Below are 13,895 nucleotides of genomic sequence, written 5' to 3'. Positions count from 1 at the left end.
GCCCGTCCCCACCCTCTTTTTCAGGCCGCCACGGCTCGCGTATAACGCTCGGCCGGCGCGCTGCGCGACAGATTCGGCTGCAGATGCAGACGTGCGTTGTTCAGACGTTCCCAGTCGGCCGCATCGGGCAACGACGGGATCGTGATCAGCTCGCCCTGATCGAGACCGGCAAGCGCCGCGTCGACCATGTCCTCGGCGCTCATGACGATCTGCGCAGGCAGGTTCTCGACCGCGAGCCCCGCGCGATCCCAGAACGCCGTGCTCGTCGCGCCCGGCAGCACGGCCTGCAGCCGCACGCCCTTGCCGCCCACCTCGTGATGCAGCGACTGCGTGAGGTTCAGCACGTACGCCTTGGTGCCGCTGTAGGTGCCGTTCAGCAATTCCGGCGACAGCGCGACGATCGACGCGATATTGATCACCGTGCCGGCACCACGCGCGATCAAGCCCGGCAACACCGCCGCCGTCAGGCGCGTGAGCGCGGTCACGTTCAGGTCGATCATCTTCTCGAGCTGATCGATGTCCGAGTCCATCAGCGTCGCAGTCGCGCCGACGCCCGCGTTGTTGACCAGCATCGTGATGCCGCGCTCGGCGCGCAGCTGGTTCTCGATGCGGCGCAGGTCGGCCTTGTCGGTCAGATCGGCACTGACGGTGCTCACGTGGCGGCCGGTCTCCTTCGTCAGCCGCTCGGCGAGACTGTTCAGACGCTCGCCGTCGCGCGCGATCAGCAGCAGATCGTAGCCGCGCCGCGCGAGCCGGTCCGCATACACCGCACCGATACCCGACGATGCACCCGTGACCACCGCCGTGCCCTTGCCTTCCTTCGAACCGCCTTGTGCGTCCTTGTCTGTCTGCGTTGCCATTGAAGCTCTCCTTGCGGGCTGCGCGTGATGCGGCCGCCCTGTCCGTTGAATGGAAATATCCGTGCACTCGCCGCCGCCCTGCTTTCGCACTGATGCGACGGTGTTGACGAGCTGAGTGTAGGCGCGTACTGTTTTGTCTCAAATGTCGTATTTCCCTCGTTTCAGGACATCGCCATGAAACGCATCGGTGTGGTGGTTTTTCCGGGCTTCCAGATCCTCGACATGGTCGCGGTGTCGATTTTCGAACTGGCCAATCAGGACACCGACGAGCCCGCGTACGAAGTCGCCGTGATCTCCGAGCACGGCGGCATGGTGCGCAGCTCGGCGGGCGTCGAGGTCGGGACGCAGCCGTTCGGCGATCCGGCCTACGACACGATCATCGTCACCGGCGCGATGGAGATCGCGCCGTCGTCGCCCGGGTTGCTCGCGTTTCTGAACGACGCGCTCGCCGCCTCACGTCGCACCGCGAGCATCTGCACCGGCGCGTTCGTGCTCGCCGAAGCGGGCATCCTCGACGGCCGCAACGCCACCACGCACTGGGCCCATGCGCGCGATCTGCAGCGGCGCTTTCCACGTGCGCGGGTCGAGGAGGACCGCATTTTCATCGTCGACGGCTCGGTGTGGACGTCGGCCGGGATGACCGCGTGCATCGATCTATGTCTCGCGCTCGTCGAAAACGACCTCGGCGTCGCGGTGTCGCGCGCGATCGCGAAGAAGCTCGTCGTCTATCACCGGCGCACCGGCGGGCAGTCGCAGTACTCGGCGATGCTCGATCTCGAACCGAAATCCGACCGGATCCAGAACGCGCTGTCGTATGCGAAGAGTCATCTGCGCGAGCCGCTGAGCGTCGAGCAGCTCGCCGACGTCGCGCATCTGAGCCCGCGCCAGTTCAGCCGCGCGTTCCGCGACGAGACGCGCCAGTCGCCGGCGCGCGCGATCGAGGCGTTGCGCGTGGAAGCGGCGCGCACGATGCTCGAAACCGGCCGTCATTCGATCGAAACGGTAGCGGCCGACACTGGCTTTATCGACACCGAACGGATGCGGCGCGCGTTTCTGCGCGCGTACGGCCAGCCGCCGCAAGCGATCCGCCGCGCCGCCCGCGTGCCATGAGCAATCCGGTGGAAAATAGGCAATCCGCGGCGTGAAACTGGGCGAAAAAACAGTGTCCCGCTCGACCCGTGAATCGAACCCAGCCCAAACGAATCAAGGAAATGCGATGAGCTACAACGACAGCAATCCGTTCGCCAAAATCTTGCGCGGCGAACTACCGTGCATCAAGGTGGCCGAAAACGACCAGGCTCTGGCTTTCATGGACTTGATGCCGCAAGCCGACGGCCATCTGCTCGTCGTGCCGAAAGAAGCGGTGGCGGAAATATTCGATCTGTCGGATGAGGCGCTCGTCGCGTCGATGCGCATGGCGCAAAAGCTCGCGATCGCGGTGCGCGCGGCACTGCGGCCGGACGGCGTGTTCATCGGCCAGTTCAATGGCTCGGCGGCGGGCCAGACGGTGCCGCACGTCCATTTCCACGTGATTCCGCGCTGGGAAGGTCAACCGCTGAAACTGCATGCGCGCGAGGTCGCCGATACGGACACGCTCGAAGCGCTCGCCACCCGGATTCGCGCGCACTGGCGCGCCCATTGAAGCGCGAAGCAGGCGGGCCAATGCAACGCACGGCGCATGACGGTCACGCCCGGTAACAACTGTAAAAGCCGTTGAAACCACTGATAGGCGCGTCGCGGCTAGACTGCTATTGCCTTGTGTTCAAGGCATTGAGTGTGGATCTCTTTTTTTAGCCTGCCCTTTGGGGCAGGCTTTTTTCTTTGGGCGATCCGCTTCGCAATCTCACATCCGATCGCGCGAACGCCGCAGCGGATGACGCCAGTCGATGCGGCGGGGTCGCGCTGGCAACGGCCGTTCGTCGTGCAGGTCTCGGTGCTCCTGCCACAATTCGTCTGAAAAGAGAAACATGACGATCAGCAGCGGAACCACCAGAAAAATCCCGAGTATGACGTGCTCGTTCACGATAGCCTCCAGTTGCAGGAGATTCGTTTCAATTGTAGAGCACCGCTCGTACCCGCATGGGGCATGCCGTTGATCTGCACCCGAGCAGGCGCGTCGGGACAGTCGGCCATTCACGGCTGGCACTATTTATTCTCTGCATCTACCGCGTTATTACGCATATTGCCCTGAGGTCACCGAATGACTTTGTGTGCGGCGCACAAAGTACGCGATTAAATTGTATTAATTTACTTAATTGACGCTACGCGTTTACGCGAATAAGGACGCAAAGCTTTACCAGCTAAAGGTGTGCGCACGATAGCTTGTTAGTTATCTATTTCATTGCCGTTCAATCAAGCGTCTGCTCAAGCTTTAATCAGCTGCGACACCGCCTGCGACAATTCGCCACTGTTGCGACTGCACACAAGATGTGCTTGTCGTTCTTGCTGGTTCTCCTAAAGTGCGAAATGCGGGTCCATCGTTAAAGTTAAATACATAGCTAACCTGAGTATTTTTTCGGCCCGCACCGGAGGAATGAATGAAAACTCGAATCGCCGTTGTTTTCGCTATTGCGGGTTTGGCTGCCGCAACCGTTCAGGCGCAAGACGTCGTGATCAAGCCGCAGCAGACGATCCAGTTCAAGGCCAATGGCTATGGCTGCGTATCGAAAGACAAGCTGGATGCTGTCGATCACCATGCACAAGCCGGTGAGCAGCAGCAGATGCAGGAATTCTTCTCCGGATATCAGTGCGTATCGACACCGACTGACTCGAGTTTCCGCGTGGTGCGCGTGGTCGGCCACGACGTCGAGTTCGTGAATGCAGGTAATAGCGACACCGAGGGACTCTGGGCCAACGACCGGTTTATCAAGCAATAGGCACGACACCGATATTCCGGTAAAAGCCGGAATTCGGTCCCACGCGTATCCGTTGCGGCTTTCAAGAGCCGCAAGCGTGAACGCGTGAGCTAAAAGACGGCTTGGGCATTCAAATGCCAGGCCGTTTTTTGTTTCTATGCCTGGGCAATAAAAAAGCCGATGCGGATTTTATCGATCCGCATCGGCAGTACGCCTTCTCGCAAAGCGCAGGAAACCGGCGACGAGCAACGGCGCGTCAGTGCACGCGCTTGTTGCGGCGGAACTGGTCGAACAGCACCGCGAGCAGCAGGATGCCGCCGCGAATCAGATACTGGTAGAAGGTCGGCACGTTCAGCAGGCTCATGGCGTCCTGCACCGAGCCCATGATCAGCACGCCGACCAGCACGCCGGAGATCGTCGCGACACCGCCCGTCAGCGACACGCCGCCCAGCACGCACGCGGAAATCACGCCGAGTTCGAGTCCGACCGACGTCTTCGGATCGCCGAGGCTCATGCGCGAGGCGAGCATCACGCCCGCGAAGCCGGTCACGAGGCCTTGCAGCACGAACACGGTGATCTTGATGCGCGTGACGGGCAGCCCCGCGAGCACGGCCGCTTCGCTGTTGCCGCCGACCGCCAGCACGTTCTTGCCGAACACGGTCTTTTTCAGCAGGAAGCCAAACAGCACGAAGCCGACGATGTTGCTCCAGATCGGAAACGAAATGCCGAGAAACGAGCCGCCCCCGAGATCGAAGAAGCGCTCCTCGGAGATCATCACCGCGTCGCCGTTCGAGGTGATGTACGCAAGGCCGCGTACGACCTCCATCATCGCGAGCGTGACGATCAGCGAATTGATTTTGTAGCGCGCGACCAGCGTGCCGTTGACGAGCCCGACCGCGCCGCCCGCGAGCACGCCGGCCGCGACGCCGACGAACACGCTATGCGTCGCGGTGATCAGCACGGACGCCACCACGCCGGAAAACGCGACGATCGACGCCACCGACAGGTCCACCTCGCCGAGCGCGAGCACGAACATCATGGTGACGGAGATCGAGCCGATCAGCGTGACCGACAGCAATAGGCCCTGAATATTGCGCGAGCTCAGAAAGCCGGGGACCGTGAACGACAGCGCCGCGAACAGGATGATGAACACCATCACGATGCCGGATTTGTTGATCAGGTCCCAGGTGCGCGCGGCGCGCGCGGTCAAGCCCGCGGAGGCGACGGCGGGGGTCGAGGAATCGGTCGAAGGTATGTTCATGGTGTCTGTTCCATTCAATGCCGTTTTCGTTGCGGTATTCGGTAAGAGCTCGGGTGGCGCGGTCCGCCTCGCGGTCAGCGCGGCAATGCCAGCTTGATCAGCGCATCGGGCGTGGCCTGCGCCTTCGGCAGATCGCCGACGATGCGGCCTTCCTTCATCACGATCACGCGATCGGTTATGCCGATCACCTCGGCGAGATCGCTCGACACGACGATGACCGTGCGGCCCGCTTCGGCAAGCCCATACAGCAGCCCGTAAATCTCGCTGCGCGCGCCGACGTCGATGCCGCGCGTCGGCTCGTCCATCAGGAACACGTCGATCTGTTCCGCGAGCCAGCGCGACAGGATCACCTTCTGCTGATTGCCGCCGGAGAGCGTGCCGATGGGCGTGTCGCCATTGCGGGTCTTGATCGCGAGCTTGCCGATGAATTCGCGCGTGGTCTGCGCTTCCCTGCGGCCGTTGAGCACGTTGAAGCGGCTGAAGTGACGCCGGCAGCTGATGTTCAGGTTGTCCGACACCGACGCAATCGACACGATGCCTTCCTGCTTGCGATCCTCGGGACACAGCGCGACGCCGGCGCGCACCGCGTCGCGCGGCGTGGCGAAACGCACGCGCTTGCCCTTCAGCGCGATCTCACCGGCGCTCGGCTTCACCGCGCCGTAGATCAGCTTCATCAGCTCGGAGCGCCCCGCGCCGACGAGCCCAAAAAAGCCGACGATCTCGCCCTTGCGCGCCGAAAACGTGGCCGGCTCGCGCAGGCCCGGGCCCATCACGCCATCGACCTGAAGCTGCACCTCGCCCAGTTCGCGCGCGCGATAGCCGTACACATCGGTGATCGAGCGGCCCACCATGCAGCTGATCAGCCGATCGCGATCGAGTCCCGCGCCGGCCTCGAAGGTCTCGATGCGGCGGCCGTCGCGAAACACGGTGACGCGATCGCACAGCTCGTAGACCTCGTCCATCCGATGCGTGACGTAGATGATCGCGCGGCCTTCGGCCTTCAGCGCGCGAATGATCCGGAACAGTTGCGTCGTTTCGCGCGACGACAACGAGCTGGTCGGTTCGTCGAAAGCGATCACGCGCGCGTCGCGCATCAGGGCCTTGCCGATTTCGATCATCTGCCGCTGACCGATCGACAGCTGCTTGACCTGCTGCGACGGATCGATCTTTTCGCCGAGCCGTTCGAGCTCGCGCATCGCCCGCGCGACCAGTGCCTTCTCGTCCAGCACGCCGAATCGATTCGGCAGGGCGCCGAGCATCAGGTTCTCGGCGACGGTCAGCTCCGGCACCAGATGCAGTTCCTGATAGATGATCGCGATGCCCGCGGCGATCGCCGCTTTGGTCGTCGTGAACTGCTGCTCGACGCCGTCGAGCGACAACGTGCCCGACACGGGATGATTGACGCCTGAGAGCACCTTCAGCAGCGTCGACTTGCCGGCGCCGTTTTCGCCCATCAGGCCGTGCACCTCGCCGCGGCGCACTTCGAGCGAGACATGGTCGAGCGCGAGCACACCCGGAAAGCGCACGGTGATGCCGTCGAGCTGGAGATAGGGTGCGTCGGCGGATGCGGGTGTCGACGAAGGCGAGGGCGCCGCCGCGCTGTCATGAGACCCGGTGAATAAGGACGTCATCGAAAAACCTCGAACGGATGGAACCAGAGCGGGCCGCGCTCGCGCGTTAAACGCGAGGCGCGCGGCGCAAGGCGGCCCGCCAACTGCCGCGAGAACCGCCGCTTAAATGCCCAGTTCCTTGCGCACGTCCTGCCAGTTGCCACGCACCATCAGCTTGCCGGTGGTCTGCGTGTCGGCCGGGGGCTGCTTGCCGTCCTTGATCCACTCAATGAGGTTTTCCGTGCTGTCCTTCCCGTGGTTCGTCGAGCTGACAGCGATCGTGCCGTAAAAGCCCGTCGGCTCCTTCTTCTGGAACTCGGCGAACGCCTCGCCCGCGCCATTGATACCGACGCCGATCACGTCGGTCCCCGGAATATGCAGCTGCTCGGTCGCGCGCACACCGCCAAGCACGCTTTCCTCGTTGAGCGCGAAGATCACCCACTTCTTGATGTTCGGATGCTGCGCGAGCACCGGCGACACGGCGTTGAAGCCGCCTTCGTCGTCGGTGGTCTTCTGCGGCGCGTCGAAGATGTTTTCCTTCTTGAACCCACCGGCGAGCAGCGACTGCGTCGCGCCGTCGGTGCGCAGCTTCGCGGTCGGCAGTTCGTAGTCGGTAATACGCAACGCGCCGACTTCTTCAGGCTTCCAGCCACGGCGCTTCATTTCGTCGGTGATCGCCTGGCCGACCTGGTTGCCGATCTTGAATGCCGACATGCCGAGGTGCGGCACGTTGGCGAGCGGCTTGCCGGTCGAATCGACCAGCTGGTCGTCGACCGTCACGAACTTCATGTTGTAGCGCTTCGCGCGAGCCTGAATCGCCGGTCCGAGACGAACGTCGGGCGCGCAGATCACGAAGCCCTTCGCGCCTTGCGCGCCGAGGTTGTCGATCGCGGCCAGCACTTTTTCACCGTCGGGGGTACCGATGTTGACGACCGAGAAACCGTCCTTCTGACCGAGCGCGGTCGCGGCCTTCTGTTCGTTGATGAACCACGCCTGTTCCGGCATCTTCACGAGGAAGCCCACTTTGAGCGGTTCGTGCGCGCGCGCGGACAGTTGCGCGGCAAACGGCGCGGCGAGGGTGGCGGCGGCGATCGCGGTCAAGGTCAAACGGCGAAGCTTGCTGGTCATCTATGTCTCCTGAGGTTGAAAAGCTGCATTGATGTCGTGTAGTTGCAGCGGGGTAAGCGGGCCGCTTAGGCGGGCGGCGAAAAGCGTGGCGCGGCGCATCGCATCTAGCCCGCCACGTAGGCCGTTTTTACGGCGGTCCAGAACGCGGCGTCGCTCGCACCATAGGCCGACGCCTTGCGCCCGCCGCCGGGTCCGTGATGCTCGACGGCGGTGGTCGGTAGATTGATCGTCACGAGACCGCTCTGCACGTGGCGGCGAAAATGCCGCGCGCGTTCGAGCGAGCGTGTGCAGATGCCGGCGCACAGTCCGTAGGCGGTGTCGTTCGCCAGATGCAGCGCGTGCTCGTAGTCGTCCGCGCGCAGCACGACCGCGAGTGGCCCGAAAATCTCTTCGCGCGCAATGCGATGTTCGGGCTCGCCAATAAACAGCGCCGGCTCGAAAAAATAGCCGCGCGTCGCGCGTGCGAGCGGCCGTCCGCCGCAGAGCAACTGCGCGCCTTCCTGCTCGCCGATGCGCACGTAGTCGAGATTGCGTTCGAGCTGCGCTGCGTTCGCGACCGGCCCGATATCGGTGCCGTGCTTCAGCGCGTGGTCGACGGTGAGTTTCGCGAGCTTCGCCTGCAACGCGTCGACGAACGGCGCGAACACCGCGCGCTCGACGATCAGCCGCGCGGCCGCCGTGCTGCGCTGGCCCGTCGCGCTGAAGGCGCCGGTGAGCGCTGCGTCGACTGCGCCGTCGAGATCGGCATCGGCCAGCACGACGAACGGATTCTTGCCGCCCATCTCCAGCTGCACGCGTGCCTGGCGCGCGACGGCGGCCTGCAGTACGCGCGAGCCGGTCTCGGACGAGCCGGCGAAGCTGATCGCCGCGACGAGCGGATGCGCGACGATACGCGCGCCGACCTTGCGCCCGCTGCCCATCACGAGATTGAATACGCCGGCCGGCAGCCCCGCGCGGCTCATGATGGACGCGAGCGCCGCCGCGCAGGCCGGCGCCGATTCGGCCGGCTTGTAGACGACACAGTTGCCATGCGCGAGCGCGGCGCCGATCTTCGCGGCGGCGATCGCGAGCGGCGCGCTCCACGGGGCGATCACGCCGACCACCCCGAGCGGCTCGCGCGTCACGTCGATGTCGACGCCGGCACGCGCCGACGCGCACGGCTCGACAAACGCGCGCAGCGCCTCGGCCGCGAACAGCTTGAACAGTTGCCCCGCGCGCGTCGCTTCGGCGAGCGCCTCGGGCAGCACCTTGCCGATTTCGCGCGCGAGCAGCCGTGCCAGCTCCTCGCGGCGCGCGAGCATTTCGCTGCCGATCGCGTCGAGCGCATCGGCGCGGCGCTGCGCGGAGGCGAACGACCAGTCGCGAAACGCCGCGTGCGCGGCCTCGATCGCGCCGTCGGTCTGCCGCACATCGGCGCGCACGTATTCGCCGACCGGCTCGTCCAGGTCCGATGGGTTGAGCGACACGCCCGCAGTCGCGCCGGTCTCCCATCCGCCATTGATGTAATGGCGAAACGGGCTGGTAACGAGCGGGACGAGGGGGTCGCGGTTCATCGGCGGAAAAGGGCGCAGTAAAGGGCGGCGCAGCGCGGGCGCCCAGTCGGAAATCTCAAGGAAGTTCGCAAAGTCCACGAATGGTATGAGCGGCCCCAATAACTTTCCAATCCCTTTTTAGGCCTCTCCGATATCAGTTTCGATATGGCATGATGGGACCCTTAGCGAAAAAACGTACAAACCTGGAGACCCGCGATGACGCGTAGCTATTCAAACTGGTTCGTGCGCGCACGGCTGAAGACGCGCCAGTTGCTGCTGCTTGCCGCGATGGAGGAGGAGGGCAACGTGCGCCGCGCGGCCGACGTGCTCGGCATGACGCAGCCGGCCGCGTCGCGCCTGCTGAAGGAACTCGAGGACATGCTCGGCGTGAGCCTGTTCGACCGCACGCCGCACGGCATGCACGCGACGCTGTATGGCGAGGTGATGATTCGCCATGCGCGCATGGTGTTGTCGAACCTGAGCCAGGCGCATGACGAAATCTCGGCGCTGCGCTCGGGGCTTGCGGGCCAGGTGCGGATCGGCGTGATTGCGGCGGCGGCCGCGACGATGGTGCCGCGCGCGATCGCGAGCGTGAAAGAGCGTTATCCGCAATTGCAGATCTGGGTTGAGGTCGAGACCTCGGACGTGATGTTGCCGCGGCTCGCCGAAGGCGATCTCGACATCATGATCGGCCGCGTGCTGGAGCGGCAGAACCAGTTCAAGACCGAGGTTCGCTACGAACCGCTCGCCGACGAACCGTTGTGCGTGGTCGCGCGCCCGGGCCACCCGCTCGAAAATGAAACAGGTTTGACGCTGCGCGGCATCGTCAGCGCGAGTTGGGTCCTGCATCCGCCGGGAAGCGTGCTGCGCCATCGCTTCGATCTGATGTTTTCGCAGATCGGCCTGAATCCGCCGCAGAACGTCGTCAATACGAACAACTTCCTCGCGATTTCGAGCTTGCTGCTGCAAAGCGACATGTTGGCGGTTTTGCCCGACGAAGTGGCGCGTCAGTACCAACAGTACGGCGTGTTGAAGCGCTTACCGATCGATTTGCCGTACAGGATGGATACATTCGGTATCATCACGCGCCAGTCGCATCTGTTGTCTCCGGCGGCCGCCGTCGTGCTCGAGGCGTTGCGGGACGCGGCTCGCGACGTGTACGGCACGGCCACGGAACCCGCCGTGGCCCGGTAAATGCTTGCTCCTGCGTCATAGGCACCGGCTGACGGCGCGGGAGGAACATACGATGTACAGCAAACACAAGAAACGGCAACGCGCCGTCGACGATTCATTTTCGCTACGCTCCGGTGGAGCGAGCGCCTGGTTTAGCAACGGCATGGCTCTCAAATCGACGATATACAAGACGGAACTGCAGATCGCGGACATGGACCGGCACTATTACGCCGACCATTCGCTGACGATCGCCCGTCACCCCTCTGAAACCGACGAACGGATGATGGTCCGCGTCGCCGCCTTCGCGCTGTTCGCGCAGGAACGGCTGGAGTTTTGCAAAGGTTTGTCGGATGTCGACGAACCGGACCTGTGGGCGAAGGACCTGACCGGCGCGATCGACACGTGGATCGAGGTCGGCCAGCCCGATGAGCGCCGCATCGCGAAGGCGAGCGGCCGGGCCGATCGCGTGATCGTGATCGCCTACGGCGGCCGGACCTCGGAGATCTGGTGGCAGGGCGTGCGCAACAAGGTCGAGCGCATGCGCAACGTGACGGTGTGGACGCTCGGCGAAGACGTCGCGGCCTCGCTCGGCTCGCTCGCAGAACGCACGATGCGGCTGCAATGCACGGTACAGGACGGCGAAGCGTGGCTCGGCAGCGCCGACGCCGATGCGGTGAAAATCGACTGGACCGTGCTGAAGGCGCCCGCCGAAGCGTGATTGGACGAATTTGATCCCGCTTCCGCGCGGTTGCGTTTTCGCCTTCAGAGCGACGTGACTCGCGCCGCTTCCGGCGGCCCCTTCAGTTCGACCATATTGCCTTCCGGGTCGAACAGATACAGCGACGGCCCGAAACCGTCCGCGCCATAACGCACTCCCTGTTCGCCGATCCGCGCGCCATGCGCGGTGAGATGCGCCTTCAGCGCGTCGGCATCGAACGATTCGACGCGCAGACACAGGTGGTCCATGTTGCGTCCCGTGCCCGCCGCGCCGTTTTCCGCGCGATCGAGCTTCGCGCCGACCTGTAGCAGATCGATCAGCGAACGTCCCGCGCGCAGTTGCGTGAGGCCGAGTTCACGCTGCTCCTTTTCGACGCTGCAACCGAGCACGTCGCAGTAAAAGCGCGCGAGTGTTTCGACTTGCGTCGCCCGGATCACGACGTGGTCGATCTCGCGAATGTGGATTTTCATATCGAACGCCCTTTGGCTAGGTCGGAGAACCGCTTAGCGAAGTGTAGGAGAAAGGGCACTTTCTGGAGGGTAAGAGACCGGGGTGCTAGACCTCCGGAGACATTACATTTCACTGTCAACTACATTTCATATTCATTCAATAAAGTAGCGCGTCAATCCGGCGCGCCATGGTCATTCCGATCCTCGGTCCCCGGTTCACCCCAACAATGGATCACGAGAACATGGCGCAATCATTCGACTACTCACGCCGTCAGGCCCTGAAGATCATCGCTGGCGCACCGATGCTGCCGCTCGGCGCCGCCGCGACATCGCTTCTCGCAGCCTGCGGCGGCGGCAACGACCTTCAAGTGAGCAATCCACCCGCCCCGACGAAAGCGGCGTTCACCGCGGCGTCGTTCGACGGCATGGCGGCGCCTTCGCTGGCGAATCCTGGTGCGATGGCGGCGACCACGGTCGCATCGACGCTGACCGCCCAGTTCAGCGACGGCAGCAGCCACACCTACAAACTCGCGTATCAGCCGTTCTTCATGACGGGCGACACAGTTCCGAACACGACTGGCGGCACGATCGTGGCGGGCGGTTATTTCGACATCGACAACGAACCGATCATTGACAGGTCGGTACCAGGCAAGGAGCGCCAGTTTTTCTCCGACTGCCCGGACGGCACCTCGCTGATCCGGCTTGACCAGCCGGTGGTGAAGGGCGTCAAGGGGAACGCGGTGTTCGCCGTCGTGCAGTTCGAATACACGACGCGCGATCAGACGGAAACGGCCCAAGGCGACATGTACGGCAAGCTGCCGTCGCCGATTGCCGTGCTGACGCTCGATCAGGATCCGGCCACCGGCAAGCTCACGCTGGTCAGCTATTCGAACGTCGATACGTCCGGCGCGCATGGATTGTGGATCACTTGCGGCGCGAGCCTGTCGCCGTGGAATACGCACCTGTCGAGCGAAGAGTACGAGCCGGATGCCGCTACCATCGCGACGAACACGCAATTCCAGGCGTACAGCCAGAACCTGTACGGCAGCGCATCGGCGGCGCGGCCGTATCACTACGGGCATCTGCCGGAAGTCACCGTGCACCCTGACGGCACCGGTACAGTCAAGAAGCACTACTGCCTCGGCCGCATTTCCCATGAGCTGATTCAGGTGATGCCCGACAGGCGCACTGTGCTGATGGGCGACGACGCAACCAACGGCGGCCTCTTCATGTTCATCGCGGACAACGAAGCCGATCTATCCGCGGGCACGCTGTATGTCGCGAAGTGGACGCAAAGATCGTCGGCGGGGGCGGGCGCCGCGACGTTGACGTGGCTCAAACTCGGTCACGCGACCAGCCATGAAATCGAGGCGCTCGCCAATACGCTGACAATCACCGACATCATGGACGTCGTCACCGACGAGAAGAATCCGCCGAACGATCCGACCTTCACCCAGATTCACTACGGCGGTAAATTCAACTGGATCCGCCTCAAGCCTGGCATGGAGAAAGCCGCGGCATTTCTGGAGACGCATCGCTACGCCGCGCTGCAGGGCGCGAGCATGGGTTTTACGAAACTCGAAGGCACGACGGTCAACGCGAAAGACAAGATTCTCTATTCGGCTATGTCGCAGATCACGACATCGATGGTGCGGGGCAACGCACATTCGACGGATATCGCGCTCGACAAGGGCATTTCATCGGGTGCGGTCTATGCGCTGAATATGACAGGCGGGCAGCGCGATCTCGGTGGCGCGGCGATTAACAGCGAATGGGTGCCCATCGACATGAGCGCGCCGGCTGAGCTAGTGGGTCAAGACCTCGTGAGCGCGGACAGTCTGGGTAATACCGCGAATCCAGAGAAGATCGCGAATCCGGACAACCTCAAGTTCTCGGAACGGCTGCGTACTCTCTTCATCGGTGAGGACAGCGGCATGCATATCAACAATTTCCTGTGGGCCTATAACGTCGATACGAAGGTGCTGTCGCGCGTGCTGTCGTGTCCGGCAGGTGCGGAGTCGACCGGCCTGCATGCCGTCGACGAAATCAATGGCTGGACCTACATCATGAGCAATTTCCAGCATGCGGGCGACTGGGCTGCCGTGCATTCGAAAGTGCAGACCGTGCTCGATCCGCTCGTGCGAGCGAACTACAGGGATCGCTTCGGCGCGGCCATCGGCTATCTGACAGCAGACCCGACATCGATCAAGCTGGTCTGATGGCAATGCTCGCAGAGATTTTCCCGAGTCTCGTTGTGGGGACCATTGACGACGCTTTGAGCCGATAGAAAGGCACAGTTCGCAAGCGGT

At 63.3% G+C, this 13,895-nt stretch carries 13 protein-coding genes; 6 read left to right on the top strand and 7 right to left on the bottom strand.

Going from position 1 to position 13,895, the window contains the following annotated elements; translation table 11 throughout:
- Positions 1-20 precede the first annotated feature (20 nt).
- A complete protein-coding gene (locus tag CI15_RS06145) occupies positions 21-860 on the bottom strand; it encodes an SDR family NAD(P)-dependent oxidoreductase (protein ID WP_062125278.1) in 840 nt (279 codons plus the stop codon).
- Positions 861-1,034: 174 nt separating this feature from the next.
- Here CI15_RS06145 and CI15_RS06140 point away from each other — a divergent pair, with 174 nt between their 5' ends.
- Both CI15_RS06140 and CI15_RS06135 read left to right on the top strand, forming a co-directional pair.
- Positions 1,035-1,970: a GlxA family transcriptional regulator gene (locus CI15_RS06140; protein ID WP_062125276.1), complete on the top strand. Its 936-nt coding sequence runs from the start codon at positions 1,035-1,037 to the stop codon at positions 1,968-1,970.
- A 106-nt stretch (positions 1,971-2,076) separates the two neighbouring features.
- Entirely contained in the window at positions 2,077-2,502 is a 426-nt protein-coding gene (locus CI15_RS06135) for an HIT family protein (RefSeq protein ID WP_062125274.1), read from the top strand.
- 201 nt (positions 2,503-2,703) lie between these two features.
- Here CI15_RS06135 and CI15_RS06130 read toward each other — a convergent pair whose 3' ends face one another.
- Complete coding sequence (locus CI15_RS06130) at positions 2,704-2,883, bottom strand: hypothetical protein (RefSeq protein WP_062125273.1); 180 nt, start codon at positions 2,881-2,883, stop codon at positions 2,704-2,706.
- A 514-nt stretch (positions 2,884-3,397) separates the two neighbouring features.
- On the opposite strand from CI15_RS06130, the gene sap1 reads away from it, so the two are divergent.
- A complete protein-coding gene (gene sap1, locus CI15_RS06125) occupies positions 3,398-3,736 on the top strand; it encodes a surface attachment protein Sap1 (protein WP_062125271.1) in 339 nt (112 codons plus the stop codon).
- Positions 3,737-3,971: 235 nt separating this feature from the next.
- On the opposite strand, the gene araH is transcribed toward sap1, so the two are convergent.
- The 4 genes from araH to CI15_RS06105 form a co-directional block, all read right to left on the bottom strand.
- The gene (araH, locus tag CI15_RS06120; RefSeq protein ID WP_062125269.1) at positions 3,972-4,976 is read right to left on the bottom strand and encodes an L-arabinose ABC transporter permease AraH; all 1,005 of its coding nucleotides are present in this window, start codon (positions 4,974-4,976) and stop codon (positions 3,972-3,974) included.
- Positions 4,977-5,050: 74 nt separating this feature from the next.
- Positions 5,051-6,607, bottom strand: a complete 1,557-nt coding sequence (gene araG, locus CI15_RS06115) for an L-arabinose ABC transporter ATP-binding protein AraG (protein WP_062125267.1) — start codon at positions 6,605-6,607, stop codon at positions 5,051-5,053.
- Between the two features lie 102 nt (positions 6,608-6,709).
- The gene (locus CI15_RS06110) at positions 6,710-7,714 is read right to left on the bottom strand and encodes an arabinose ABC transporter substrate-binding protein (protein WP_062125265.1); all 1,005 of its coding nucleotides are present in this window, start codon (positions 7,712-7,714) and stop codon (positions 6,710-6,712) included.
- A 104-nt stretch (positions 7,715-7,818) separates the two neighbouring features.
- Positions 7,819-9,267 carry an aldehyde dehydrogenase family protein gene (locus CI15_RS06105; RefSeq protein WP_062126116.1) on the bottom strand — a complete coding sequence of 483 codons (1,449 nt, stop codon included), beginning with the start codon at positions 9,265-9,267 and terminating at the stop codon, positions 7,819-7,821.
- Positions 9,268-9,462: 195 nt separating this feature from the next.
- Between CI15_RS06105 and CI15_RS06100 the strand changes: the two genes are divergently transcribed.
- Together CI15_RS06100 and CI15_RS06095 are read left to right on the top strand one after the other, a co-directional pair.
- A complete protein-coding gene (locus CI15_RS06100; protein ID WP_062125264.1) occupies positions 9,463-10,440 on the top strand; it encodes a LysR family transcriptional regulator in 978 nt (325 codons plus the stop codon).
- A gap of 142 nt (positions 10,441-10,582) precedes the next feature.
- Complete coding sequence (locus tag CI15_RS06095; protein WP_062126113.1) at positions 10,583-11,137, top strand: YaeQ family protein; 555 nt, start codon at positions 10,583-10,585, stop codon at positions 11,135-11,137.
- 44 nt (positions 11,138-11,181) lie between these two features.
- Here CI15_RS06095 and CI15_RS06090 read toward each other — a convergent pair whose 3' ends face one another.
- On the bottom strand, positions 11,182-11,607 hold the full coding sequence (locus CI15_RS06090; protein WP_062125262.1) for a VOC family protein: 426 nt from the start codon (positions 11,605-11,607) through the stop codon (positions 11,182-11,184).
- Positions 11,608-11,828: 221 nt separating this feature from the next.
- On the opposite strand from CI15_RS06090, the gene CI15_RS06085 reads away from it, so the two are divergent.
- Positions 11,829-13,805, top strand: a complete 1,977-nt coding sequence (locus CI15_RS06085; protein ID WP_062125260.1) for a PhoX family protein — start codon at positions 11,829-11,831, stop codon at positions 13,803-13,805.
- Positions 13,806-13,895: the final 90 nt, after the last annotated feature.

The organism is Paraburkholderia monticola (assembly GCF_001580545.1).
Taxonomy (GTDB): domain Bacteria; phylum Pseudomonadota; class Gammaproteobacteria; order Burkholderiales; family Burkholderiaceae; genus Paraburkholderia; species Paraburkholderia monticola.
Note: the sequence above shows the minus strand (reverse complement) of the source record. Positions and strands in the feature narration are given on the sequence as shown.